Origin of the sequence: Blautia sp. MSJ-36, from assembly GCF_018917985.1 — a bacterium.
GTDB lineage: Bacteria > Bacillota > Clostridia > Lachnospirales > Lachnospiraceae > Blautia_A.
Genome location: NZ_JAHLPQ010000007.1, coordinates 127,503 through 152,803, shown reverse-complemented (window position 1 = coordinate 152,803; position 25,301 = coordinate 127,503). Strand labels below are relative to the sequence as shown.

Sequence of the window (25,301 nt, the reverse complement as noted above, 5' to 3'; positions counted from 1 at the left end):
TCTTTCGTTCCTCCTTATTTTGCTTTCGGTACTTCCAGGATCGCACCACGGTTTCCGGATGTTACCATGGAAGCATATCTTGCCAGATATCCGGTTGTTACCTTCGGCTCTCTTGGCTGCCATTTTTCTCTTCTTGCCTGCATCTCTTCGTCAGAAACTTTGATCTCCAGTTTCAGTTCCGGAATATTGATGCTGATGATATCGCCTTCCTCAACCAGTGCGATCGGGCCGCCTACGGCTGCCTCCGGTGATACGTGTCCGATAGCAGCTCCTCTGGATGCGCCGCTGAAACGTCCGTCTGTGATCAGGGCTACGGAAGAACCAAGTCCCATTCCCACGATTGCGGATGTCGGGTTCAGCATCTCTCTCATTCCAGGACCACCTTTTGGTCCCTCGTAACGGATAACAACTACATCACCCTCTACGATCTTGCCGCTCTTGATTGCCACGATTGCGTCATCCTCGCTGTCAAATACACGTGCAGGACCCTCATGTACCAGCATCTCCGGTACAACTGCGGAACGTTTTACAACGCCGCCGTCCGGTGCAAGGTTTCCTTTCAGTACGGCAAGTCCGCCTGTCTTTGTATACGGATTGTCGATCGGGCGGATAACTTCCGGATTCAGGTTTACACAGTTTTTGATATTCTCGCCGACTGTTTTTCCGGTTACTGTCATGCACTCTGTATGGAGAAGTCCACGCTTGTTCAGCTCGTTCATAACCGCATAGACACCGCCGGCCTCATTGAGGTCTTCCATGTAAGTCGGGCCTGCCGGTGCAAGGTGGCAGAGGTTCGGAGTCTTCTCACTGATCTCATTTGCAAAGCTGATGTCAAAGTCCATTCCGATCTCATGTGCAATAGCCGGAAGATGAAGCATACTGTTTGTGGAGCATCCAAGTGCCATATCTACGGTAAGAGCATTTAAAACTGCCTCTTTTGTCATGATGTCTCTTGGGCGGATGTTCCTTCTGTACATTTCCATTACCTGCATTCCTGCATGTTTTGCAAGACGGATACGCTCGGAGTATACGGCCGGGATGGTACCGTTTCCTTTCAGTCCCATACCGAGAACCTCTGTCAGGCAGTTCATGCTGTTTGCAGTGTACATACCGGAACATGATCCACAGGTCGGACAGGTTTTGTTTTCGAACTCTGCCAGGTCATCTGCTGTGATCGTTCCTGCTGCATAGGAACCTACTGCCTCAAACATGCTGGAAAGGCTTGTTTTATGTCCTTTTACGTGGCCGGCAAGCATCGGACCGCCGCTTACGAATACAGTCGGAACATTGATTCTTGCTGCTGCCATCAGAAGTCCAGGTACGTTTTTGTCACAGTTCGGAACCATAACCAGGGCATCAAACTGATGAGCCAGTGCCATAGCCTCTGTGGAATCTGCGATCAGGTCACGGGTTACCAGGGAATATTTCATTCCAACGTGTCCCATTGCGATTCCGTCACATACTGCAATCGCCGGGAATACAACCGGTGTACCGCCAGCCATTGCAACGCCAAGTTTTACAGCGTTTACAATCTTATCAAGGTTCATATGACCAGGTACGATCTCGTTGTAAGAGCTTACGATTCCTACCAGTGGTTTGTCCATTTCTTCTTTTGTCATTCCAAGGGCATTGAACAGGGAACGGTGTGGTGCCTGCTGTGTGCCTTTTCTTACGGTATCACTTCTCATTTTTTAAGGTTCTCCTTTTTATTCTTTACGACGATACATTTCTGTATCTCTTATCTGTTCCTGCACATCTGGCAAAAATCCTCGTGTTTTTTGCCAGACGTCAGTTCTTTTACAGTAAAGCAGTCATTGGCATTCCGCTTTATATTCTATGTTCCAGTCTATTTATGCGATTGCATCTGCGATCAGGTCGCCCATCTCTTTAGTTCCCACAAGTTTGCAGCCCTCAGACATGATATCTCCGGTTCTGTAACCAGCTGTCAGAACTTTCTGTACCGCTGCTTCCACAGCATCTGCCTCTTTGTCAAGATCCAGAGAATATCTCAGCATCATGGCTGCAGAAAGGATAGTTGCGATCGGGTTTGCCTTGTTCTGACCTGCGATATCCGGTGCGGAACCGTGGCTCGGCTCATAGAGGCCAAGTTTTGTCTCATTTAAGCTTGCGGAAGAAAGCATTCCGATGGAACCGGTTACCATACTTGCCTCATCAGAGAGGATATCTCCGAACATATTCTCTGTAAGGATGACATCAAACTGTTTCGGATCACGTACCAGCTGCATTGCACAGTTATCAACCAGCATATGCTCCAGTGTTACATCCGGATAGTCTTTTGCAACATCTTCCACAACGCTTCTCCAGAGTCTGGAAGAATCCAGAACGTTTGCCTTATCTACACTTGTAACTTTATTTCTTCTCTTACGTGCGATCTCAAATGCCTTGATGGCAATACGGCGGATCTCATTCTCATTATAGGAAAGAGTATCTACGGCTGTGCGGACTCCGTTCTCCTCGGTAGTCTTTCTGGCTCCGAAGTAAAGACCTCCTGTCAGCTCTCTTACGATAATCATGTCAAAACCATCTCCTATGATCTCATCACGAAGCGGGCATGCATCACGAAGCTCATTGTAAAGATATGCAGGACGAAGGTTTGCAAAAAGGTTCAGCGCTTTACGGATTGCAAGAAGTCCTGCCTCCGGACGTTTAGACGGCTCGAGTTTGTACCACGGGGATGTCTTGGCATCGCCGCCGATGGACCCCATCAGTACGGCATCCGAAGCTTTTGCCTGGGCAATGGCCTCGTCTGTAAGAGGTACTCCGTGAGCATCAATGGATGCACCTCCTAAAAGAACTTCTGTGTATGAAAATTTATGACTGTATTTCTCGCATACTCTGTCTAAAACTTTTTTGGCCTCGGCAACAATCTCCGGGCCGATTCCGTCTCCCGGAATCAGGGCAATTTTGTACTCCATTTTATTCACTCCTCCGATTTCCCCTGTGCTGTAAAATTTTAACGCACTGGTGTGGATAATTGTTATTATCATAACGCACTTTTCGACGGATTTCAACCTATTAAATAGATAAAGTTATTTCCGGAATGCAAAAAATAAACGGTAATTCCCTGTTTCTGCCGCCACAGAGACCTACTTTCACAACAGAAAAAAGAAAAACTGCCCTACCATTTCCGGTACAGCAGTCTTTCTTTTTCTATTATATTCTGTTTTTACTGATGATCTTCTCAGAATTTTCCGCTGGAGCCGCCGAAGGTATCACCGGAAGATGATGTATGAGTGCTGGAACCACCGTTACTATCCTCATTTTTCGGTTTTGCGGATTTTGACACTGTACTGTAGAGGTAAAAATCATTACTTCTGGTCACCTCCATACTGCCCTGCCGCACATAAGAAGCAGCCTGATCCTGTTTTCGCACAGTTTTCAGCTTTCTTCTCATATTTCCGGTCACCAGTAAGCCTGCCACAAGCCCCACAGCAAGAGCGATCAGCAGATTTGTTCCCACATCAAAAGGCTCATCCGGAAGGTTTTCCACATCATATGGCTCTGCCTCATCTGCCTGCGTGATAAAATCATCGCATTCCGTGGCAAACTTCTGAAACGCTTCGTTATAATCTCCGTCACTTAAATAAGGCTTCACCTGATCCATGATATAGGACTGTCCGGCATCCGTAAACACTTCTATCGCATATCCGTGTGTTGCAATGGCCCAGTTACGGTCTCCCATATCCAACAGGAATAAAATACCGTCACCATTTTCCCCCTGTCCATATCCATGGTCAATAAAATAATCCTCTGCATACGCCTGGGCTGTTTTTCCCTCAAGACTGTTAACGGTAACGACCACAACATCTACCTGATCCCGCTCACTGATCTCATCCAGAGTACTGCTCAGGCTCTCCTGCTGCTCTGCATCCAGAAGTCCCGCCTGGTCATCCAGACGGCTTACGGTGCCTGCCCATACCGGAAAAGCACATGCCAGGCACAAAAGGATCGATATCAAAAATGCGGATATTCTTTTTTTCATGGCATCCACCTCCCTACAAAGCCCAGATCAGATACAGGATAATATACGTGATCACACCCACGACCCCCGTTGTTCCCAGGAACCATCGTGCAAAAGCGTTCTTGTCTGTAGGCAGATTTCCCACAAATTTCCCTGTCTGACCATTCATGGCAAATATGTAATTATCACCCTTCCACTTCGTCTGCAGGATCCATACGGGATATAACGCATATTTCGTGATTCCGTTATGAAGCCGGATACTAGTATTTTCCGGTACCACACTGGCGTATCCTCTCACCGTATCCCGGAATGCAGCCTCTGTGCTGCGGCGGATACGCTCATTGGCACGTTCCTCACACTCGCTGGCTGTCACATCATATTTATCTGCAAAATATCCAGCCAGATATGCAGTCTGAAAATCCACCGCTTCTTTGAAATCAAAAGGCTCTATAGACTCCATCAGATCATTTTCCATGCTGGCAGAGCCATCCACCGGTACATGATCAAAACCAAGCGAACCACTTCTGTGTACCGCATAATAGCTGGTCTCCGTATAATCATAATCGCTATCGCTCCAGAACCGGGTCTTTGTTGCACGGTAACGGATATCTGCATCTGCGTCTGTGTCATACAGCCAGAACGGAACGTAGATACCCTTAACCTCACTGATATGATTCTCCGACTTAAACGCTTTCGGGAGAAGGCGCTTACCGGTAAGATGCTTTTTCAGTCTCTCCTTCGCCGCTTTCTTGTCCAGCTTAAACGGGATCACATAATCCGGCTTCAGCGCACCGGACAGCTGCCCGGTCATCACTACCGGACTTCCACAAAACGGGCAGGCCGTTGCTGCCGTATTGGCATCTCCCACGATCTCACCGCCACAGGACTTGCACACATAGGTACGCAGACTCTCACTCTCTCCGTCCTGCCACTCACTGCCGGCCTCATCCGACCAGCTCATATCCTCAGACTGCTCTTCCTCCACAGTCTGGGCATATTCCGATAATGTCCCGACATCAAACTCCGTATCACAAAACGGACACTTCATCTTCTGCACAGAACTGTCAAACTCTATGGAGCCACCACAGCACGGGCACTTAAACTCCTGCATCTTCGCCATATATTCACCTCAATTCATCATTCTGTATCCAACAACCGGCAGGAGTTATCCTGTATTTTGCTCCTGACCATCTCTCTTTCTGATCTATACCGCATCCTCCGGTCCGAACGGATCCCCACACTCTGGGCAGAATTTCGGCGGATTCTCCGGATCTGCCGGTTCCCATCCGCACCTGCTGCAGCGATACTGCATCTTCTTCTCCGGCTTCTTCGCTCCGCAGTTCATGCAGAACTTTCCTTTATTCACCGTACCGCAGGAACAGGTCCAGCTGTCCTCCACCGGACGCGATGCGCCACACTCCGGACAGAATTTTCCCGAAGAAACAGCTCCACAGCTGCAGGTCCAGGAACCAGCCGCAGTCCCTGCTCCGTTCCCTGCCGGCGAAACCGGCTGCGCTGTCTGCTGCTGTACACTCTGCTGCTGCGCTGCCTGCTGCTTCTGTCCCATCTCAAACAACTGCTGAGCATTCAGACCACCTGCATTAGCAGCCATACCCATGCCCATAAAGCCAGTCATAGCCCCTGCAGAATTGGAAGCCGCAGCCTTCATAGCATCCGCCTGGGCCCCGGTCAAAGTAGCCGCAGCCATAGCAGGATCACGCATCATAGCCGTACGCTGGGCCTGCTTGATCATCTCAGCATCCTCATCCGGCAACGTGACAGAACCAAGAGCCACACTGACCACCTTAAGTCCACGAAGCTCCTCCCACTTGGCAGAAAGCACCTCATTCATGGCATTCTCCAGCTCTGTATTATGAGTCACGATCTGATTCGGACGCATCTCCAGCTCCGAAAGCCTTCCGAAAGCAGGCTGCAGCGCACTGATAAACTCAGCCTTCAGCTGTCCGTCCAGCTCCTCCCTGGTATACTCACGCTCCACATTTCCACACACATTCGTATAAAAAAGAAGGGGATCCGCGATCCTGTAGGAATAAACACCATGACACCTCACAGCCACATCCACATCCAACCCGATCCTGGAATCTACAACCCGGAACGGGATCGGATTAGCAGTACCAAACTTGTTATCCACAAGCTCCTTGGTATTAAAATAATACACCCTCTGATCCTTACCCGTATCACCGCCAAAAGCAAACCGCTTCCCGATCGTATCAAAGGTCTTCCTGATACCGTCACCCAGACTACCAGAAAAAATACTCGGCTCCGTAGAAGCATCATACGTATACTCTCCCGGATCCGCACAAACCTCAACAACCTTCCCCTGTTCCACGATCATCATACACTGCCCATCCGCCACAGCGATCCCGCTGCCGCTGGAAATAATATTATCACTCCCATGCTTATTGGAAGACCTGGAAGAAGACCTCTTCGTCCCCTTCACAACCATCACTTCTTTATCCATAGCCTCACAGTAAAAAAACTCCTTCCACTGATCCGCCAACGTACCACCCGCTGCACCCACAGCCGCTCTGATAAGACCCATAAATCCAACCCCTTTCTGAAAATTCATTCTTATTTACAATTTTACGATATTCTAAAGCTATCGTCACTCTCATTTCTGATAGTAACATCATTATTACACGAATTTTATCAAAAATCCACTTATTTCTATACAATATTACAATTGTCATATTGTAATCTCAGGCTGACAGCGCGGCGCCTCAGCCGTCCCACCAAGCAAACGCAAACTCAGCCCTTGCAGTCGTCCAGCGCAGCGCTGACGACCCACAACCTGCCGTCAAACGACACTCCTTTCTCACCGGAAGAACCAGCCGGGGAAGGGGATGCTGTCTGGCTCTGCTTCTGCAGGAGGGGAGCTGGTACTTGGGCGGCGGGATTCTGCGTTGTTTTTCAAAAGTTCGCTGTCTGAGCGGCAGCAAGCCGCGAGTTCGGACTTTTGGAAAACGGTTTTAGCAGAATCCCGGCGCCCTAGAACCAGCCCCCGACGAAGCCGCAGACCAGACAGCATCCCCTTCCCCGGCGTCCCTTCAACCATCCCTTCCGCACAAAAAAAGACACCGCGTCAAAAAAACGCAGTGCCTTCCCATATTCACGTTATTGCCAATAGCATCAAGCAGAAGCCTGATCAGCCTTCTCAACCTCAGCAATCGCCTGCTTCCTCATAGGAATACGGCAATTCTTATTATTACCAAACTCAACAATAACATCTTCCTCAGTCATATCAATAACAACACCATAAAAACCACTGGTAGTAACAACACTGTCACCAACCTCCATGCTGTTCAACATAGTCTGAGTTCTCTTCTGCTCCTTCTTCTGCGGACGGATCATCATAAAATACATAATTCCAAACAGAACTACGATCCAGACAATACCAAGACCCGCGCTAAGTCCGCCAGCTGCTGCTGTAGATGATGCGATCATTCCAAATTCCTCCTGCTAAAATCAATTCTTCTTATGCGGTCACCCGCCGTTTCTGACCTATAGCAGCTCCCGCCACTATAAAAAATGTCACTTCGTACTATCATACACAAAAACCAAGAAACCTTCAAGCGTTTTCTTATAAAATCAAAGTAATTTACGCAAATTTTATAAATAAAAACTACCGGTTCCCGTTAATCTTACCTTCCTCAAACCCTTCCAGACGCATCTTCTTATAAGCCGCAAAATTTCCGGCATCCAGAGCATCCCGGATCTCTTCCATCATATGATTGTAGAAATAAAGATTATGCAGTACACAAAGCCTCATACCAAGCATCTCTTTCGCCTTCAGAAGATGACGGATATACGCCCTGCTGTAATGACGGCAGGTCGGGCACTGGCACTCCTCATCGATCGGTTTGGAATCCAGTTCATACTTCGCATTAAAAAGATTCATCTTGCCATGGTTTGTATATACGTGACCATGACGACCGTTACGGCTCGGATATACACAGTCAAAAAAGTCAATACCTCGCTCAACACCCTCCAGGATATTGGCCGGAGTACCAACGCCCATCAGATACGTCGGCTTGTTCTGCGGAAGATGCGGAACCACCTCATCCAGAATCCGGTACATCTCCTCATGACTCTCTCCAACTGCAAGACCACCAACCGCATAACCGTCCAGATCCATCTCTGCAATCGCCTGTGCATGTTCAATACGGATATCTTCATAAACCGCACCCTGGTTGATACCAAAAAGAAGCTGATCCTTGTTGATGGTATCCGGCAGGCTGTTCAGACGGACCATCTCATCTTTACATCTCTGAAGCCAGCGGGTTGTACGCGCTACAGACCGCTGCACATAATCCCTCTCCGCCACACTGCTCGGGCACTCATCAAAGGCCATGGCAATGGTAGATGCCAGATTGGACTGGATCTGCATACTCTCTTCCGGTCCCATAAAGATCTTGTGGCCATCAATATGAGAGTTAAAATACACACCCTCTTCCTTGATCTTACGCAGCTTTGCCAGGGAAAACACCTGAAATCCGCCGGAATCGGTAAGAATCGGTCTGTCCCAGTTCATAAATTCATGAAGACCTCCAAGCTGTTTTACCACCTTGTCACCAGGACGCACATGAAGATGATAGGTATTGGATAACTGTACCTGCGTACCGATCTCATGAAGATCCACAGTGGAAACCGCACCCTTAATTGCTGCAATTGTTCCTACATTCATGAAAACAGGAGTCTGGATCGTTCCGTGAACCGTCTTAAACTCTCCTCTTTTCGCTCTTCCTTCTGTTGTAATCAGTTTATATTCTGCCATTTCATTCCCCTTCTAAAAAACATTTTGGGTCATCTGGTTCCGGTTCTCTTCCTAAAAAGCAGCCCAAACTGCCTCCTGGCACAGTCACTATCCGGAACTTTTAGTCAATATCATAACACATTTTTTTCTTTCCTGCTACTGATTGTTAAACTTTTACATTGCCATTTTTTAAACGATATCGTATAATATAGAGTATTCGCTTAAAAATCCTTTTAATAAGAAGAAATCACTCCCGCCTGACAGTAATGCCAGAGTCGGGCAACCCCTGTATAGATACAGCAAGGAGGAAATCAATTTTTTATGAAGAAACACACACTTGGAATTGACATTGGTTCCACCACTGTCAAGATCGCGATCTTAGACGAAAACGATACCCTTGTCTTCTCCGATTATGAGAGACATTTTGCAAATATTCAGGAAACACTTGCGGATCTTCTTCAGAAAGCAGAGGATCAGCTCGGTGAACTTACACTCTGCCCGGTTATCACAGGTTCCGGCGGACTGACACTTGCCAATCACCTGGAAGTACCTTTTGTCCAGGAAGTTATCGCCGTATCCACTTCCCTGCAGAAACTGGCGCCGAAGACAGACGTTGCCATCGAGCTTGGCGGCGAGGATGCCAAGATCATCTACTTTGAAAACGGAAACGTCGAGCAGCGTATGAATGGTATCTGTGCCGGCGGTACCGGTTCCTTCATTGACCAGATGGCATCTCTTCTCCAGACCGATGCACCGGGCCTCAATGAATATGCCAAACATTACAAGGCACTTTATCCCATTGCGGCACGCTGCGGTGTTTTCGCAAAGACAGATATCCAGCCGCTGATCAACGACGGAGCAACCAAGGAAGACCTTTCCGCTTCCATTTTCCAGGCAGTTGTCAACCAGACCATCTCCGGTCTTGCCTGCGGTAAACCGATCCGCGGACACGTTGCATTCCTGGGCGGCCCTCTTCACTTCCTTTCCGAACTGAAGACCGCTTTTATCCGCACCCTGAAACTGGATGACGAGCACATTATCGCGCCGGACAATTCCCATCTGTTCGCAGCTATCGGTTCCGCCCTGAACGCGAAGCAGGACGTAACCGTATCTCTTATTGAACTGAAAGAACGCATGCGTACCACCATCAAACTGGACTTTGAGGTAGAACGTATGGAGCCGCTTTTTGCCACAGAGGACGACTATCAGGCTTTCCACGACCGCCAGAGTGCCTACAAGGTAAAAACCGGCGACCTTTCTACATATAAGGGAAAATGTTTCCTGGGAATCGACGCCGGTTCCACCACTACCAAAACTGCACTGGTAGGCGAAGACGGAACACTTCTGTACTCATTCTACAGCAACAATAACGGAAATCCGCTGAAAACCACCATCAGTTCCATCAAGGAGATCTATGAACTTCTTCCGGAAGACGCCGAGATTGCTTTTTCCTGCTCCACCGGTTACGGCGAGGCACTGATCAAAGCGGCTCTTCTTCTTGATGAAGGTGAGGTTGAGACTGTTTCCCATTACTATGCAGCTGCTTTCTTTGATCCGGAAGTAGACTGCATCCTGGATATCGGCGGTCAGGATATGAAATGTATCAAGATCCGTAACCAGACGGTAGACAGTGTACAGCTTAACGAGGCATGTTCCTCCGGCTGCGGTTCCTTTATCGAGACTTTCGCAAAATCCCTGAACTACACCGTACAGGACTTTGCAAAAGCAGCTCTTTTTGCAAAACATCCTATTGATCTTGGAACACGCTGTACTGTATTTATGAACTCCAAGGTTAAGCAGGCACAGAAAGAAGGTGCCGAAGTTTCCGATATCTCCGCTGGTCTTGCCTACTCCGTTATCAAAAACGCCCTCTACAAAGTTATCAAAGTTTCCGATGCTTCCGAGCTTGGCAAACACATCGTTGTACAGGGTGGTACCTTCTACAATGATGCGGTTCTCCGCAGTTTTGAGAAAATTGCCAACTGTCAGGCTATCCGCCCGGATATCGCTGGAATCATGGGTGCCTTCGGTGCCGCTCTGATCGCAAGGGAACGCTATCAGGAGGGCGAAAAAACTTCCATGCTTTCCATTGATCAGATCAACAGCCTGCAGTACACCACCTCCATGGCGAACTGCCGCGGATGTACCAACAACTGCCGTCTGACCATCAACAAATTCTCCGGCGGCCGTAAATATATCAGTGGAAACCGCTGTGAGCGTGGACTTGGAAAAGAAAAGAACAAGGATCATATCCCGAACCTTTTCGACTATAAATATAAGAGAATTTTTTCCTATGAGCCACTTTCCGCAGACAAGGCATCCCGTGGACAGGTCGGTATCCCTCGTGTTCTGAACATGTTTGAGAATTATCCGTTCTGGTATACTTTCTTTACAGAACTGAAATATCAGGTGGTGCTTTCTCCGACTTCCACACGTAAGATCTATGAGCTGGGTATCGAATCCATCCCAAGTGAGTCCGAATGCTATCCTGCAAAACTTGCTCACGGACATGTCACATGGCTGATCCGTAACGGTGTGAAGTTTATCTTCTATCCGTGCATCCCTTACGAGCGCAACGAGTTCCCGGATGCAGTCAATCACTACAACTGCCCGATCGTTACTTCCTATGCGGAAAACATCAAGAACAATGTGGACGAACTTAACGATCCGTCCATCACCTTCCGCAATCCGTTCCTGGCATTTACTTCCGAGGAGATTCTGACTAACCGTCTTGTGGAAGAATTCCCGGACATTCCTGCTGCTGAAGTCAAAGCTGCTGCACATAAAGCCTGGGAAGAACTTGCAGCTGTCCATACAGACATCCAGAAAAAAGGCGAGGAAACTCTGCAGTACCTGAAAGAAACCGGACGCCGCGGAATCGTCCTTGCCGGCCGTCCGTACCATATTGACCCGGAGATCCACCATGGTATCCCGGATATGATCAACAGTTACGGAATCGCCGTATTTACCGAAGATTCCGTTGCACATCTTGGTCATCTGGAACGCCCGATCCGTGTCAATGACCAGTGGATGTACCACTCCCGTCTCTACTCCGCCGCTAACTTTGTAAAGACAAGAGAAGACCTGGATCTGATCCAGCTGAACTCTTTTGGCTGCGGACTTGACGCGGTTACCACCGATGAAGTTTATGAGATCCTGGACGGAAGTGACAAGATCTACACCTGTCTGAAGATCGATGAGGTCAACAACCTGGGTGCAGCAAGGATCCGTATCCGTTCCCTGATCGCTGCCATCCGTGCAAAACAGGCCCAGAACAAGAAGCGTAACATTAAGCCGGCTTCCATCGAGAAAGTATCCTTTACCAAGCAGATGCGTAAGGAATACACCATCCTCTGCCCGCAGATGTCTCCGTTCCACTTCGGAATCCTCGAGGCCGCTTTTAACGCATCAGGTTATAACCTGGAAGTCCTTCCAAACGACAACAAACATGCCGTTGATGTGGGCCTGAAATATGTAAACAACGATGCCTGCTATCCGTCCCTGATGGTTGTCGGACAGATCATGGATGCCCTTCTTTCCGGCAAATATGACCTGAACAAAACTGCTGTCATCATGTCCCAGACAGGCGGCGGCTGCCGTGCATCCAACTATATCGCCTTTATCCGCCGCGCCCTGAAAAAAGCCGGCATGGAACAGGTACCGGTTATCTCCATCAACTTAAGTGGTCTGGAGAGCAACCCGGGATTCAAGCTGACTTTGCCGCTGATCAAACGTATCGTTTACGGTGCTGTATTCGGCGATATCCTGATGAAATGTGTATACCGCATGCGTCCTTACGAGCTGGAAAAAGGTATCGTAAACCGCAAGCACAAGATCTGGGAGCAGCGCGCCATTGCCTTTGTAACAGGCAGCAGCGTCAGCCATGGTACCTTCAAAAAAATGTGCCGTGAAATGGTTCACGATTTTGATACCATCCCGATCTCCGATGAGAAAAAACCTCGCGTTGGTATCGTAGGTGAGATCCTTGTCAAGTTCCTGCCTGCTGCCAACAACCATCTGGCAGATCTTCTGGAAGCAGAAGGCGCAGAACCGGTTGTTCCGGACCTTATTGACTTTATCTGCTACTGCTTCTACAACCAGAACTTCAAGGTTGAGAAACTTGGCTTCAAAAAGTCCAAGGCAACCATTGCAAACCTTGGCCTGAAAGCCATTGACTGGCTTAGAAAAACCGCCAATGAAGCACTGGAACAGAGCCGCCACTTCACACCGGCCGCAGATATCCATGATCTTGCAAAAATGGCCGCACCGATCGTTTCCGCCGGAAACCAGACCGGTGAAGGATGGTTCCTGACCGGAGAGATGATGGAGCTGATCCACGGCGGTGTTCCGAACATTGTCTGCATCCAGCCGTTTGGCTGCCTGCCGAACCACATCGTAGGAAAAGGTGTCATCAAGGAAGTTCGCCGTGAACATCCGGAAGCCAACATTGTTGCCATTGACTACGATCCAGGTGCCAGCGAAGTAAACCAGCTGAACCGAATCAAACTGATGCTTTCCACAGCACAGAAGAATCTTCATAAAGACGATAAAAAAGACGCATAACAAGAAATGCAGGTTACAAACATCTTTTTCCCAAAAACAAATTCAAAGCTGCACAGCCGCAGGATCCCTGCCGGCTGTGCAGCTCTTTTTATTTCAGATATGATTCCTGTCAGACAGATTTTTTCTCTGATCCATCACTCTTCACAGGAGGCTTTGCACGAAGCATCAAAGCTCGGGTTAAAGGCATAGAAATTTTTGGCATCCAGCTGCTCCTGCACGGATCTCAGTGCTTCACCGAAACGCTGGAAATGGACTACCTCTCTTGCCCGAAGGAAACGGATGGGATCTGCAACCTCCGGGATATTTTTCACCACCCGGAGGATATTATCGTAGGTGGAACGTGCCTTCTGTTCTGCTGCCAGATCTTCAAACAGATCCGTGATCGGATCACCCTTACTCTGGAATTCGCAGGCATTAAAGGGCACTCCGCCTGCAGACTGCGGCCAGATTCCCACCGTATGGTCGATATAATACGGGCCAAGTCCGCTGTTCTCGATCTCTTCCATAGAAAGATCCTTTGTCAGCTGATGGACAATGGTGGATACAATTTCCAAATGAGCTAATTCTTCCGTTCCCACATCATTCAGCACCGCCGCGACCATCCGGTTCGGCGCGGTAAATCTCTGAGAAAGATACCGCATGGAAGCGCCAATCTCGCCATCGGGCCCGCCGTACTGACTGGCGATGAACTGTGCCAGTTTTGCATTGGGCGTCTTGATATTTACAGGATACTGGAGTCTTTTTTCATAATTCCACATAACTATCTGCACCCTCCTTCCTGTTCCCACGGAAACGGCTGCTCCATCCACTGCCAGGAGCTAAGATTGCTGTCGTTTCCGGTATCGATGGTCAGCGGACCATAAAGTTTCGCATATTTTTTCAGAAGTTCATTTCTTCTGGTGCTCAGTTCGCTGTAATACTCAAGAGCTCTTTTTTCCCTTGGATGTGTATCCAGGAAAAGAAGAAGGTCATCAATGGCAAAGCTTACCTGGTCAATGGACTGTAACAGTTCTTTTTTTGAAGTACAGTTTCCGGACATCATCTACGGCCTCCTCTCCTGCCACAGAACGGCTTGCAAAGCTCAGGAAAGATTGTTCCAACCTGAAGCGCCTTTTTCAGTTCAAACGTAGGTGCAAATTCCTGGCATGGCACATAAGCCATTGCAGGAACCAGATGTTTAAGATGCGAATACATCTCCTGGTCAGCACGGTTTCCGGTTCCCGGCATGTTACAGCTACAGGTTTCCTTCGGCATGTTCTGCTTCATGCTGTTGCAATGATTCCCGTTCTGGCTGCCGTGATTTGCCATATCTGAAGATGAACGATCGTTCCGGGCTGCCATCCCGCCATTCATCCCGCAGGTATACTGATATGGCCGGCATCCCGAACGATTCATCTGAAATCTATCCATAAGCGAAATCCTTTCATTCATGATCACGCTATATTTTATGACAGTTTTTTAAACTTGTGAAAACAGGAATGTTCACTTTCCTTCACATATATCTATCTTTCTGCCATTTTTTTCTATATATACAGGAAAATATTACTGTTTAAAAATCAGATATACAGTGCTATAATATCCTTGCCTATCTTTACACGGATGGGCGCTTTTACTTATGATTTGTAGCCCTGACCGGCTATTGAAGGAGGAAATTATGCAGGTAATTATTGTAGGCTGCGGAAAAGTCGGTAGAAATCTTGCAGAGCAGCTTCAGGCAGAGGATATTGATATCACTCTCGTCGACGTTATTGCCGACAAGATCAATGATCTCTGCGAAAATATCGACGCTATGGGAATCGTCGGTAATGGTGCCAGCATCAATACTTTAATGGAGGCAGGCGTTGATACTGCAGATATCCTGATCGCAGTTACCGCTTCTGACGAACTGAACCTTCTCTGCTGTCTGATCGCGCAGAAGGCCAACCACTGTCAGACCATCGCCCGCGTCCGCAACCCCATTTATGAAAAAGAAATCGGATTTATCAAGGAACGTCTTGGCGTTACCATGATCATTAACCCGGAGCTTGCCGCTGCTCAGGAAATTTCACGGCTTCTCCGTTTTCCATCTGCGATCAAGATCGACACCTTTGCACGTGGCCGTGTAGAACTTCTCAAGTTTAAAGTTCTCCCGGAATTCAAGCTGGACGGAATGAGCGTTTCCCAGATCTCGGATGCTTTCCGAAGTGATATCCTGGTCTGCGCGATCGAGAGCCGTGACAATGTATCCATTCCTGGTGGTGATCACATTATACACGACGGAGATATGGTTTCTATCCTAGCCTCTCCGCTTAATGCAGCGGCATTTTTCCGTAAGATCGGTCTCAAGACCAATCAGGTCAAAAACTGCATCATTGTAGGAGGAGGAACTATTTCCTACTATCTTGCCCATGCACTTCTGGATATGAAGATCGGTGTCAAGATCATCGAGCAGAACAAAGATCGCTGCGAGCACTTAAGCGAACTGCTTCCGGATGCGACTATCATCAATGGTGACGGAACGAACCGTTCTCTTCTTCTCGAAGAAGGACTTTCCGAGTCCGAATCCTTTGTCACTCTGACGAATCTGGATGAGGAGAATGTTTTCCTGGCACTTTTTGCAAAAAGCATCTCCGATGCCAAGCTGGTTGCCAAGGTCAACCGTCTGGAATTTGATGATGTCATCGACTCCCTGGATATCGGAAGTGTCATCTACCCGAAAAATATCACTGCTGATTATATCCTGCAGTATGTCCGCGCCACTCAGAACAGCATCGGCAGCAATGTAGAAACTCTTTATCATATTCTGGATGGCAATGCAGAAGCACTGGAATTTGCGATCCGTGAGGAATCTGCCGTAACTTATATCCCTCTTGCAGAGCTGAATCTCCGCAAAAATCTTCTGGTGGGATGCCTGAACCGCAACGGCCGCATCCGTATTCCCCGTGGTCAGGATATGATCCAGGTGGGAGATACCGTGATCATCGTAACCACTCACAAGGGGCTTCGCGACATCACAGATATACTTGAAAAATAGAGGTACTGACAAATGAATTATTCGATTATTATTTATATCCTGGGATGGATCATGAACGTGGAGGCTGTCTGCATGCTGGTTCCCGGCGTCACTGCCCTTATCTACCGCGAAAAATCCGGTATTGCCTTCCTGATCACAATCCTGGCATGTCTGGCCATCGGTGTTCCTCTGGTCAGCCGCAAGCCCTCCAAAAAGGCATTCTACGCCCGTGAAGGTCTTGTTACCACTGCCTTAAGCTGGATCGTTTTCAGTATTGTCGGCGCTGTACCTTTTGTACTCAGCGGAGCTATCCCCGATCCGATCGATGCTTTTTTTGAGATCGTTTCCGGTTTTACCACAACCGGTTCCAGTATCCTTTCTGATCCGACACAGATGCCTTACTGCATCAACATCTGGAGATGCTTTTCCCACTGGATCGGCGGTATGGGGGTTCTGGTATTTATCCTGACACTGCTGCCCCTGGCAGGTGGCTATCATATGAACCTTATGAAGGCAGAAAGCCCTGGTCCTTCCGTAGGAAAGCTTCTTCCAAAAGTCCAGTCAACTGCCAAGATCCTATACAAGATCTACATTGCACTCACTGTTGCACTGATCATCCTTCTGCTTCTTGGCGGGATGCCTCTTTACGACAGTCTCTGTGCGGCATTTGGAACTGCAGGAACCGGAGGCTTCGGAATCAAAGCTGACAGTATGGGAAGCTACAGCTTATATATTCAGATCGTCATCACCATCTTTATGATCCTGTTTGGCGTTAACTTCAATGTCTATTTTCTTCTTCTCACCAGGAAGTTTTCTCAGGCACTGAAATCTGAAGAGGTTCGCTGCTACTTCTTTGTGATCATCGCTTCTGCCTTGATGATCACTTTCAACGTCCGGCATCTGTTTGACAATGTGTGGGAAGCACTTCAGCAGGCATTTTTCCAGGTTGGTTCCATTATCACCACCACCGGTTATGCCACTACAGATTTTAACCAGTGGCCTGCGGTATCCAGGACGATTCTGGTACTGCTTACCTTCTGTGGTGCCTGTGCCGGCAGTACAGGCGGCGGAATCAAGATTTCCCGTCTTCTGCTTCTTGCAAAATCTGTCCGCAAGGAACTGCATCTTTATCTGCACCCCAACGCAGTAAAAAAGATCAAAATGGACGGAAAAGCGGTGTCTCACGAAGTTATGCGTGCCACCAATATTTATATGATCGTTTATCTGATGTTTATGGCTGCATCTATCTTCATCATCAGTTTTGATGAATTTGATCTTGTAACAAATTTCACAGCCGTAGTCACCACTTTAAACAATGTAGGTCCCGGTCTTTCCCTGATCGGCCCTACCGGAAACTTCGGAATCTTTTCTCCCCTGTCCAAGCTGGTTCTCTCTTTTGACATGCTTGCCGGACGACTGGAGTTGTTCCCGATTCTGATTCTTTTCCTCCGGGAAACCTGGAAAAAATTCTGACAAAAATAAAACCGGAGAAACGGACTTCTTTTTTATCCGTCTCTCCGGTTTTTATTTTCTGCATACAGGCATAATCGTTATATTTCAAGCATATTTTGTCATGTTTGCGTCATAAATCGCATTTTTTCACATTTATTTCAAATGTTAGACACACTTTCTTCACATTTTTCCTGTATATTATTAGCCATAGAAGGTGATGAGCTTTCTATAATATTTTTCTTTTTCATACGCGCCGGTACGAAAGTACCGGCCTCCTTCCATTTATGGGGTATTTTTTTCCACCCCTTCGTAATCGAATTCCGGAATGAAGCTTTCTGAAGCAGTTTCCCCTTCCTGTATAAATCCATTCTGAATTCCCATCTCTACAGCAGCATCCAGAACTTTTTCATATTCCCGTTTTGTTACTTTTCTGTTTAATTCCTTAAATTCTCCAAATTCCCTCACCGGTGTATACTGATTCATAATACTGATGTAAATCTCTTCCCCGTAGGTTTCATGAAGATAGCGCAGAACTTTCCTGGAATTTTTCGTATGTCCTGGCAGTATCAGATGGCGGACAATGGTTCCTCTCCTGATATATCCATCTTCTCCAAACTGACAGCTTCCACTCTGACGTACCATCTCTTTAATCGCGGCTTTTGCCCTTTCCACATAGTCCGGTGCATGAGAAAATTTCTGTGCCAGATTCGGTTCCATATATTTGAAATCCGGAAGGTAAATATCCACATATCCTTCCAGCAATTTCAATGTTTCCAGTTTTTCATAACCACTGGAATTATACACTACCGGCAGATCCATTCCCTGCATTCTGGCAAGTTTCAGTGCCTCTATAATCTGCGGTACGTAATGTGCACCTGTCACCAGATTGATATTGGCAGCACCTTTTTCTTTCAGTTCCAGAAAAATTTCTCCAAGCCTTTCCACACTTACCGCCAATCCTCTGCTCCCAATGGCAATATCATGATTCTGACAGAAACAGCAGCGCAGCCCGCATCCGGAAAAGAATACCGCTCCGGAACCTTTTGTTCCGGAAATACAAGGTTCCTCCCACATATGCAGTGCTGCTCTTGCCAGATAAATGGTCCCATCCATCCCGCAGAAACCTTTTTTTCCGGAACTACGGTCCACATGGCATTCTCTTGGGCAGAGTGTACAGGCGGACATCATTTTTCCGGCTATGTTATCTATGCTTTTCTCGTTCTCCACTTCACTTTCTCCTGATCTTTTTCTGTTATTAAGACATTTCCTTTTACATAGTTTAGCACATCCTTGTAGCTGTCAACAAGCCCTTCTCAGTTTACACGCTACGCTTAATATAGTACAATGAATTTCATGGAATCTTAAGAATTTACCCCTTTCGTCTTAATTTCCGGCTGCTATTCTAATTAACATCAGGGAGGTACAAAAAAGTGGCTAACATACTTGTCTGCGATGACGATAAAGCGATCGTAGAAGCAATTGAAATCTATCTTACACAGGAAGGCTATCACATCCTGAAAGCTTACGACGGACAGGAAGCTCTGGATATTCTTACCAGAGAACCAGTAGATCTTCTGATCATGGACATCATGATGCCCCATCTTGACGGGATTCGGGCAACCATCAAAATCCGGGAAAACAATCCTCTTCCCATCATCATTCTGTCCGCAAAATCCGAGGACACAGACAAAATTCTCGGACTTAATATCGGTGCCGATGATTACATCACCAAACCTTTTAATCCTCTGGAACTGATTGCCAGAGTGAAATCTCAGCTGCGCCGCTATACACAGCTTGGTTCCGCCTCACCGGTGGCATCGGAGCATATCTATACCACCGGCGGCCTTACAGTAAATGACGACAAAAAAGAAGTTCTGGTAGATGGGGAACCGGTACGAATGACACCCATCGAATACAACATTCTCTTTCTTCTCATGAAAAATCAGGGACATGTTTTTTCCACCACGCAGATCTATGAAAGTATCTGGAATGAAGATGCCCTGGCAGCAGATAACACCGTGGCTGTACATATCCGTCACATCCGTGAAAAGATCGAAATCAATCCCAGAGAACCGCGCTATCTGAAAGTCGTCTGGGGCCTGGGTTACAAAATTGAAAAGCTTAGCCGGTAATCCATCCGGCACTTGAAGTCTTCGTACTTCAGAAAGGGGTATTATGCGTACAAACAAACATGAAGGAACAAACCGGTCTCTTATGAGGATCCCCGCTCTTGTCCTTGGTCTTATCCTGCCGCTGGTCATGGTATTTTCAGCGGCACTGGTGATCCAGGCAGGGGTTCAGATGGATTCCGTCAATGATCTCAGAACAAAGGATTATTTCCAGACTTCTGCCTTTTCCAATGATTTTTACGCCAAAGTTTCTACTATCCTGAACGGAATCTCGGCCAGAGAAATTCTGGATCAGGAAGATGAAAACACGTACATTGATCTTGGAGAACTTTACAACGGAGATTCTCTTTCCTTCAAAAACACCTCCGGTCTTGCCTACTCCTTCAACGATCTTAAGGAATGGAGCCTGCAGAGCATAAATTCCGATGATGACTGGATCGTCTTAGGCCTCACCACCCCGGAAGGCAAAACCCAATATATGTATTATTCCGATTTTTCCAAAGCCCTGGAAGATGGCACCCTGCAGCTGAATGCATTGCAAGGCGCTCTGAAATCCGAAGGAATTTCCCAGAATGACTGGACAGATCGGGTTCTTTCTTCTTTAAAAGCAGAATATGCAGCCAGCGGCATCCGGGAAATGGAGCCTCTTGAAAGCATTACCGGCAAAAATGGAAATATCGTTTACACAGATGTGGCAGATATGCTTACTCCGGTCTTCAAAATTCCCTGTACACCGGAAGGCTACGACAGCCTCCTGGACTATATGAATTCCACCTCATCCCAAACCAGGAATTTCAAGGGAACCCTGACCGATGCTTTTGAACAGCTGGATAATGCCCGAGAGCTTTTTTCCAACTGGACAGCTGCTGCCCAGGCACTGAATGAATACAACAGCGGCAGCTCCAATATCCGCTACGCCTATACAGATAACAGCACAAAAGATATCTTCACAAACACAGATGCCGGCTACACTTCCGATCTGACTCACATTTCCGGTTTTTCGAACAAAAAGCCTTATGTGCTCCTGGATGTTAATGACACTGCAAAAACCGAGAAAGATGCTCAGAGTGGTCTTACCAACCTGAATCTTTCCTCTGAGCCGAGTTCTTCCATTGAAAGCTGGATCAATCTTCTTCGAAACTCCACATACGATGAAAACTGCAGTTTTCTGGCCTGGATTGATGACACCAGCCTTCCTGTAGCGGATTCCGTAAAAACTGCCAGACAGTATTTCCAGACTTACCGTACTTTATTTATTCCGGCTGCAGTAGTCGCTGTGATCAGTTTTCTGCTCTTTCTCATGGATTTTATCTGGCTTACAGTCCATACAGGAAAAAGGAATTCTGATAAGGGCAGTACTGGCAATATACAGCCGGAGCTGAACTTTTTTGACCGGATTGATACTGAAATAGCGGCAGGGCTTGTATGTATCCCGACACTTGGTATATTAACTACAGGGCTGAATCTGCAATATGCTACCAATAATCATATCGCTTCCATGATCATCATCGGGATCACGATTTTCCTGATCTCCTGTATGTTCTGGATTGGTTATTTAAGCCTGGTCCGCAGGATCAAAGCGCACACTCTGTGGAAAAACAGCTTCCTTCGCAGATGCCTGAAATTCCTCCGTCTGTGCCTGCACAAAGCCGGGAAACTGATCGAGTTTTTCTCCAGAAACACCATCAGCAGAATCCGCATGGTAATAGAACTTGGCGTATTTCTGTTCCTTGAGTTTTTCTTCAGTGTCCTGATTCCTGCATCCGGTGGCTGGTTTTTGATGTTTTTACTGCTTTTTCTTCTGGATCTGGGCGCTCTTTTCTTTGTCTACAAAATTGCTCTTGGACGGGAACTTCTCCTTGATGGCCTGAAACGGATCACAGACGGGGAACTCACTTACAAGATCCCGGAAGAAAAGCTTCGTGGGGACCAGAAAGAAATGGCGCAGTACATCAACCGAATTGGCGACGGCCTTGATGCTGCTGTAGAAAAAAGTCTGAAAGACGAACGTTTGAAAACGGAACTCATCACCAACGTTTCCCATGATCTGAAAACGCCTCTGACTTCCATCATCAACTATGTAGATCTTCTGAAAAGAAAAAATTTCACGGACCAGGAAGTTCTGAAGTATCTGGACATTCTGGATTCCAAGTCCCACCGTCTGAAAAGCCTGACGGAAGATGTTGTGGAAGCATCCAAAGCAAGTACCGGAAACCTGTCTCTGGAAATGGCAGACCTGAACTTTGTAGAAATGCTTTATCAGGTAATGGGAGAATTTGAAGAACGCCTGGAAGACCGGCATCTGACACTGATGACACATTTTCCGGATACTCCTGCCATGATTTTTGCCGATGGCAGACGGATGTGGCGTATCCTTGAAAATCTTTTCGGAAATGTTCTGAAATATGCCATGGAAAATACAAGAGTCTATGCGGAAGTCCTTCTGAAAAATAATCGGGTCATCTTTACTTTAAAAAATATTTCCGCACAGCCTTTAAACATTCCTGCAGAAGAACTGACCGAACGTTTTATCCGTGGTGATGTTGCCCGGAACACGGAGGGCAGTGGTCTTGGATTATCCATTGCACAGAGCCTGACGCAGCTTCAGGGTGGAACTTTTAATCTCTATCTGGATGGCGATCTTTTTAAAGTATGCTTAAGTTTTCCCCAGAAGATATCTCCCGCAGCTTTATCCGGACCGGATGAAACCCACTCCTGAACATTTATAAAAAAAGAAACAGCAGTTTGGATCCTGATGATGCATCAGGCCGAAGCTGCTGTTTTCTCTTATTTCTGTTGTTTTTTATACCCTGATCGTAATCTCCCGGTCTGTCCGGTTATATTTATAATACCGTACCCCGGCTGCATCCAGCATCTTTTTGGATGCAATCACGGAAGGGGTATCTGCATATTTATCGCAGTCATATACTACCGTTTTGATTCCTGCCTGAATAATTGCCTTGGCACATTCGTTACATGGAAAAAGTGACACATAAAGCTTGGCTCCTTCCAAACTTCCGCCTCTGTAATTCAGAATGGCATTCAGCTCACTGTGCGTCACATAAAGATATTTGGTATCCAGAGGTTCCCCTTCTCTTCCCCACGGAAACACATCGTCGGAACAGCCTTTTGGAAATCCATTATATCCCATTGACAGGATCTTGTTATCTTCACTTACAATACAGGCACCTACCTGTGAATGCGGGTCCTTGGAACGCATGCCGGAAAGCATGGCCACTCCCATAAAATACTCATCCCAGGAAAGATAATCCTTACGTTTCTGTCCTTTTTTATCCATAAGCTTAATCCTCGATCATGTTGATCCTTCTGATATGACGCTCATCACCGGAAAACGGTGTATCCAGGAATGTGTCCACAATCTTCAGAGCAAGTCCCGGACCTACTACACGACCGCCCATAGCCAGAATATTGGCATCGTTATGAAGTCTTGTCGCTTCTGCAGTAAAGCAGTCCGTACAAAGTGCGGCACGGATTCCTTTGAATTTATTTGCTGTGATGGAAATCCCGATTCCTGTTCCGCAGATGAGAATTCCCTTCTCACATTCGCCACTCACAATAGCCTCGGCAACTTTTTTTCCATAAACCGGATAATCTACAGATTCTGTTCCATTACATCCAAAATCCTTATACTCCAGTCCTCTCTCTTCCAGATGTTTTTTGACCTCCTGCATCAGCTCATATCCGCCGTGGTCACATCCCAGTGCTATCATTTTTCTTCCTCCTCAACGTTGATAATTTTATGACCAGCCGCTTTCAGTAAGCGGTTCATGATCGCCTGTCCCATTCTTGGTGTAAAAAATGCCTCTGAATAAATGGCACTTACATTACAGCTGTCAAATTCACGAAGCACTTCATAAAGATGATGTGCAATGGTTTCTTCCTGCTCTCTGCTTCCAATACTCTTTATAATACCATGTGAATATCTGCTTTTTGTTTCATCCGTTGCAATAATTCCTACTGTCTGTCCATTCTCCTGTGCAGCCAGTGCTCTCTTTTCAATTTCTGCAATAACCCGTTCCGTTGGGCCTTCCACAATTGCAAGATCCGCTTTCGGAGCATAGTGGCGGTATTTCATTCCCGGTGCCTTCGGATGTACCTTGCTGTCCGGTTTGATCAGTCCTTTATCCATCCGTACCTCACCCAGCGTTTCCTGAAGCATTTCCAGGGAAATATATCCTGGCCGTAGTACGACCGGTACCTCTTCCGTAAAATCCACAATGGTAGATTCCAGTCCGATATTCACCTGTCCGCCATCAATAATCATATCAATGGCATCCCCCAGATCTTCCGCTACATGTCCTGCTGTGGTAGGGCTCGGTCTTCCGGAAGTATTGGCACTTGGCGCTGCAACATATCCCCCGGCCGCAAGAATCAACTCCTGTGCAATCCGGTCACTTGGAAAACGTACTGCCACGCTGTCCAACCCGCCGGTTGTTTCCTTTGGTACAATATCTGCCTTCGGAAGAATCATGGTCAACGGTCCCGGCCAGTATTTTTCTGCCAGAATCCTTGCTTTCTCCGGAACCTCCGTGACAATCTTATCCAGATCACGGATATCTGCAATATGTATGATCAACGGATTATCTGATGGCCTTCCCTTGGCCGCATATATTTTCATAGATGCTTTTGGGTCCAGTGCATTTCCTCCGAGACCATATACCGTCTCTGTAGGAAATGCTACAAGGCCTCCGTTTTTCAGGATTTCCCCGCCTCTGGCAATTGCATCCATATCGATATGTTCCGCTGTCATAACTGCTATTTCTGCTTTCATTTTACGCTCCATTACTGTCTGATATAAATTCCCTGCTCTTCAATAAAATCTTCCAGATCCTGCAGTGCATCCTGCGCCCAGGTTTCCGACTTCTGAAAAGCTTCCGGGAAAAACATTTCTTTTACAATTTTTTTACCGGTTTCTGTCTTAAATATCTTTTCCGCACTTGTTTTTATATGTTCTCTGTCAAGTCCGTCCTCAAAATAGTTTACAAGAAAATCTGCTTCCACAAGAATCTGGTAATCCATTCCATCAATATTCTTGTAGGTGTGATGATGCCCTACCAGATATTCTACTCTTCGGATTACCTTTTCCTGAAAGCCAAGTCTCCCCAGCATTTCCCTTGCAGCTGCCGGACCTTCTGCTTCCTGCGTCTTTCCATCCGAACGGCCATATTTTTCCATTCCGATCTTAATTCCAATATCATGGACAAGCGCCGCAGCTTCCAATGTATACATTGTGCTTTCATCCAGCCCCTCTCCCTGGCCAATCAGCCTGGAAAAACTGTGTACCTTCACAAAATGCTGAATATGTTTGGGATCACCCTGGTAATAGCGGATCATTTCCATATAAAGCCTGTCAATTCTGTTCATAAATCTTCCTCCTCCCGCTATAAT

20 protein-coding genes are annotated in these 25,301 nt (G+C 47.0%); 5 read left to right on the top strand and 15 right to left on the bottom strand.

Annotated features, from left to right (window positions below; translation table 11 throughout):
• Nucleotides 1-14: 14 nt before the first annotated feature.
• From ilvD to tgt, 7 genes are all read right to left on the bottom strand, one after another.
• Nucleotides 15-1,688, bottom strand: coding sequence for a dihydroxy-acid dehydratase (gene ilvD, locus KQI39_RS07655; protein WP_216417598.1), 1,674 nt, complete (start codon nt 1,686-1,688; stop codon nt 15-17).
• A gap of 162 nt (nt 1,689-1,850) precedes the next feature.
• Nucleotides 1,851-2,936: a 3-isopropylmalate dehydrogenase gene (gene leuB / locus KQI39_RS07650; RefSeq protein ID WP_216417596.1), complete on the bottom strand. Its 1,086-nt coding sequence runs from the start codon at nt 2,934-2,936 to the stop codon at nt 1,851-1,853.
• Nucleotides 2,937-3,202: 266 nt separating this feature from the next.
• On the bottom strand, nt 3,203-4,003 hold the full coding sequence (locus tag KQI39_RS07645) for a TPM domain-containing protein (RefSeq protein ID WP_178004316.1): 801 nt from the start codon (nt 4,001-4,003) through the stop codon (nt 3,203-3,205).
• A gap of 13 nt (nt 4,004-4,016) precedes the next feature.
• Nucleotides 4,017-5,102 (bottom strand): hypothetical protein, encoded by a 1,086-nt coding sequence (locus KQI39_RS07640; protein WP_178004314.1) that lies wholly within the window; start codon nt 5,100-5,102, stop codon nt 4,017-4,019.
• Between the two features lie 84 nt (nt 5,103-5,186).
• A complete protein-coding gene (locus KQI39_RS07635; RefSeq protein ID WP_178004312.1) occupies nt 5,187-6,545 on the bottom strand; it encodes an SPFH domain-containing protein in 1,359 nt (452 codons plus the stop codon).
• A 587-nt stretch (nt 6,546-7,132) separates the two neighbouring features.
• Complete coding sequence (gene yajC / locus KQI39_RS07630; RefSeq protein WP_015527154.1) at nt 7,133-7,447, bottom strand: preprotein translocase subunit YajC; 315 nt, start codon at nt 7,445-7,447, stop codon at nt 7,133-7,135.
• A 178-nt stretch (nt 7,448-7,625) separates the two neighbouring features.
• Nucleotides 7,626-8,777: a tRNA guanosine(34) transglycosylase Tgt gene (gene tgt / locus KQI39_RS07625; protein ID WP_173771771.1), complete on the bottom strand. Its 1,152-nt coding sequence runs from the start codon at nt 8,775-8,777 to the stop codon at nt 7,626-7,628.
• 300 nt (nt 8,778-9,077) lie between these two features.
• On the opposite strand from tgt, the gene KQI39_RS07620 reads away from it, so the two are divergent.
• Nucleotides 9,078-13,319 (top strand): 2-hydroxyacyl-CoA dehydratase, encoded by a 4,242-nt coding sequence (locus tag KQI39_RS07620; protein ID WP_216417594.1) that lies wholly within the window; start codon nt 9,078-9,080, stop codon nt 13,317-13,319.
• 134 nt (nt 13,320-13,453) lie between these two features.
• On the opposite strand, the gene KQI39_RS07615 is transcribed toward KQI39_RS07620, so the two are convergent.
• From KQI39_RS07615 to KQI39_RS17330, 3 genes are read right to left on the bottom strand one after another with little or no spacing between them, the layout of a single operon-like run.
• Nucleotides 13,454-14,077 (bottom strand): manganese catalase family protein, encoded by a 624-nt coding sequence (locus tag KQI39_RS07615; protein ID WP_216417592.1) that lies wholly within the window; start codon nt 14,075-14,077, stop codon nt 13,454-13,456.
• A gap of 2 nt (nt 14,078-14,079) precedes the next feature.
• Nucleotides 14,080-14,358 carry a spore coat protein CotJB gene (locus tag KQI39_RS07610; RefSeq protein ID WP_173763201.1) on the bottom strand — a complete coding sequence of 93 codons (279 nt, stop codon included), beginning with the start codon at nt 14,356-14,358 and terminating at the stop codon, nt 14,080-14,082.
• On the bottom strand, nt 14,358-14,729 hold the full coding sequence (locus tag KQI39_RS17330) for a spore coat associated protein CotJA (protein ID WP_253293106.1): 372 nt from the start codon (nt 14,727-14,729) through the stop codon (nt 14,358-14,360). The genes KQI39_RS07610 and KQI39_RS17330 overlap by 1 nt, the downstream gene beginning before the upstream one ends.
• Before the next feature lie 244 nt (nt 14,730-14,973).
• Between KQI39_RS17330 and trkA the strand changes: the two genes are divergently transcribed.
• Both trkA and KQI39_RS07595 read left to right on the top strand, forming a co-directional pair.
• A complete protein-coding gene (trkA, locus tag KQI39_RS07600) occupies nt 14,974-16,332 on the top strand; it encodes a Trk system potassium transporter TrkA (protein WP_216417590.1) in 1,359 nt (452 codons plus the stop codon).
• 12 nt (nt 16,333-16,344) lie between these two features.
• Nucleotides 16,345-17,784: a TrkH family potassium uptake protein gene (locus tag KQI39_RS07595; RefSeq protein WP_216417588.1), complete on the top strand. Its 1,440-nt coding sequence runs from the start codon at nt 16,345-16,347 to the stop codon at nt 17,782-17,784.
• Between the two features lie 261 nt (nt 17,785-18,045).
• Here the strand turns inward: KQI39_RS07595 and KQI39_RS07590 are convergent, their stop codons facing one another.
• Nucleotides 18,046-18,948, bottom strand: a complete 903-nt coding sequence (locus tag KQI39_RS07590) for a radical SAM protein (protein ID WP_334300792.1) — start codon at nt 18,946-18,948, stop codon at nt 18,046-18,048.
• Between the two features lie 245 nt (nt 18,949-19,193).
• Between KQI39_RS07590 and KQI39_RS07585 the strand changes: the two genes are divergently transcribed.
• Both KQI39_RS07585 and KQI39_RS07580 read left to right on the top strand, forming a co-directional pair.
• Nucleotides 19,194-19,895 (top strand): response regulator transcription factor, encoded by a 702-nt coding sequence (locus tag KQI39_RS07585; RefSeq protein ID WP_195567034.1) that lies wholly within the window; start codon nt 19,194-19,196, stop codon nt 19,893-19,895.
• Nucleotides 19,896-19,938: 43 nt separating this feature from the next.
• Nucleotides 19,939-22,611 (top strand): sensor histidine kinase, encoded by a 2,673-nt coding sequence (locus tag KQI39_RS07580; protein ID WP_216417586.1) that lies wholly within the window; start codon nt 19,939-19,941, stop codon nt 22,609-22,611.
• An 84-nt stretch (nt 22,612-22,695) separates the two neighbouring features.
• On the opposite strand, the gene KQI39_RS07575 is transcribed toward KQI39_RS07580, so the two are convergent.
• From KQI39_RS07575 to KQI39_RS07560, 4 genes are read right to left on the bottom strand one after another with little or no spacing between them, the layout of a single operon-like run.
• Entirely contained in the window at nt 22,696-23,190 is a 495-nt protein-coding gene (locus tag KQI39_RS07575) for a deoxycytidylate deaminase (protein ID WP_173771760.1), read from the bottom strand.
• A 4-nt stretch (nt 23,191-23,194) separates the two neighbouring features.
• Complete coding sequence (rpiB, locus tag KQI39_RS07570; protein WP_216417583.1) at nt 23,195-23,623, bottom strand: ribose 5-phosphate isomerase B; 429 nt, start codon at nt 23,621-23,623, stop codon at nt 23,195-23,197.
• Nucleotides 23,620-24,684, bottom strand: coding sequence for an L-threonylcarbamoyladenylate synthase (locus tag KQI39_RS07565; protein ID WP_173771756.1), 1,065 nt, complete (start codon nt 24,682-24,684; stop codon nt 23,620-23,622). The genes rpiB and KQI39_RS07565 overlap by 4 nt, the downstream gene beginning before the upstream one ends.
• An 11-nt stretch (nt 24,685-24,695) precedes the next feature.
• On the bottom strand, nt 24,696-25,277 hold the full coding sequence (locus tag KQI39_RS07560; RefSeq protein ID WP_173762518.1) for an HD domain-containing protein: 582 nt from the start codon (nt 25,275-25,277) through the stop codon (nt 24,696-24,698).
• Nucleotides 25,278-25,301 lie beyond the last annotated feature (24 nt).

Excerpts from the sequence above, each read along its gene's own strand:
- ilvD (WP_216417598.1), bottom strand. The coding sequence starts at position 1,688 with ATGAGAAGTGATACCGTAAGAAAAGGCACACAGCAGGCACCACACCGT.
- leuB (WP_216417596.1), bottom strand. The coding sequence starts at position 2,936 with ATGGAGTACAAAATTGCCCTGATTCCGGGAGACGGAATCGGCCCGGAG.
- KQI39_RS07645 (WP_178004316.1), bottom strand. The coding sequence starts at position 4,003 with ATGAAAAAAAGAATATCCGCATTTTTGATATCGATCCTTTTGTGCCTG.
- KQI39_RS07640 (WP_178004314.1), bottom strand. The coding sequence starts at position 5,102 with ATGGCGAAGATGCAGGAGTTTAAGTGCCCGTGCTGTGGTGGCTCCATA.
- KQI39_RS07635 (WP_178004312.1), bottom strand. The coding sequence starts at position 6,545 with ATGGGTCTTATCAGAGCGGCTGTGGGTGCAGCGGGTGGTACGTTGGCG.
- yajC (WP_015527154.1), bottom strand. The coding sequence starts at position 7,447 with ATGATCGCATCATCTACAGCAGCAGCTGGCGGACTTAGCGCGGGTCTT.
- tgt (WP_173771771.1), bottom strand. The coding sequence starts at position 8,777 with ATGGCAGAATATAAACTGATTACAACAGAAGGAAGAGCGAAAAGAGGA.
- KQI39_RS07620 (WP_216417594.1), top strand. The coding sequence starts at position 9,078 with ATGAAGAAACACACACTTGGAATTGACATTGGTTCCACCACTGTCAAG.
- KQI39_RS07615 (WP_216417592.1), bottom strand. The coding sequence starts at position 14,077 with ATGTGGAATTATGAAAAAAGACTCCAGTATCCTGTAAATATCAAGACG.
- KQI39_RS07610 (WP_173763201.1), bottom strand. The coding sequence starts at position 14,358 with ATGTCCGGAAACTGTACTTCAAAAAAAGAACTGTTACAGTCCATTGAC.
- KQI39_RS17330 (WP_253293106.1), bottom strand. The coding sequence starts at position 14,729 with ATGGATAGATTTCAGATGAATCGTTCGGGATGCCGGCCATATCAGTAT.
- trkA (WP_216417590.1), top strand. The coding sequence starts at position 14,974 with ATGCAGGTAATTATTGTAGGCTGCGGAAAAGTCGGTAGAAATCTTGCA.
- KQI39_RS07595 (WP_216417588.1), top strand. The coding sequence starts at position 16,345 with ATGAATTATTCGATTATTATTTATATCCTGGGATGGATCATGAACGTG.
- KQI39_RS07590 (WP_334300792.1), bottom strand. The coding sequence starts at position 18,948 with ATGTCCGCCTGTACACTCTGCCCAAGAGAATGCCATGTGGACCGTAGT.
- KQI39_RS07580 (WP_216417586.1), top strand. The coding sequence starts at position 19,939 with ATGCGTACAAACAAACATGAAGGAACAAACCGGTCTCTTATGAGGATC.
- KQI39_RS07575 (WP_173771760.1), bottom strand. The coding sequence starts at position 23,190 with ATGGATAAAAAAGGACAGAAACGTAAGGATTATCTTTCCTGGGATGAG.
- rpiB (WP_216417583.1), bottom strand. The coding sequence starts at position 23,623 with ATGATAGCACTGGGATGTGACCACGGCGGATATGAGCTGATGCAGGAG.
- KQI39_RS07565 (WP_173771756.1), bottom strand. The coding sequence starts at position 24,684 with ATGAAAGCAGAAATAGCAGTTATGACAGCGGAACATATCGATATGGAT.
- KQI39_RS07560 (WP_173762518.1), bottom strand. The coding sequence starts at position 25,277 with ATGAACAGAATTGACAGGCTTTATATGGAAATGATCCGCTATTACCAG.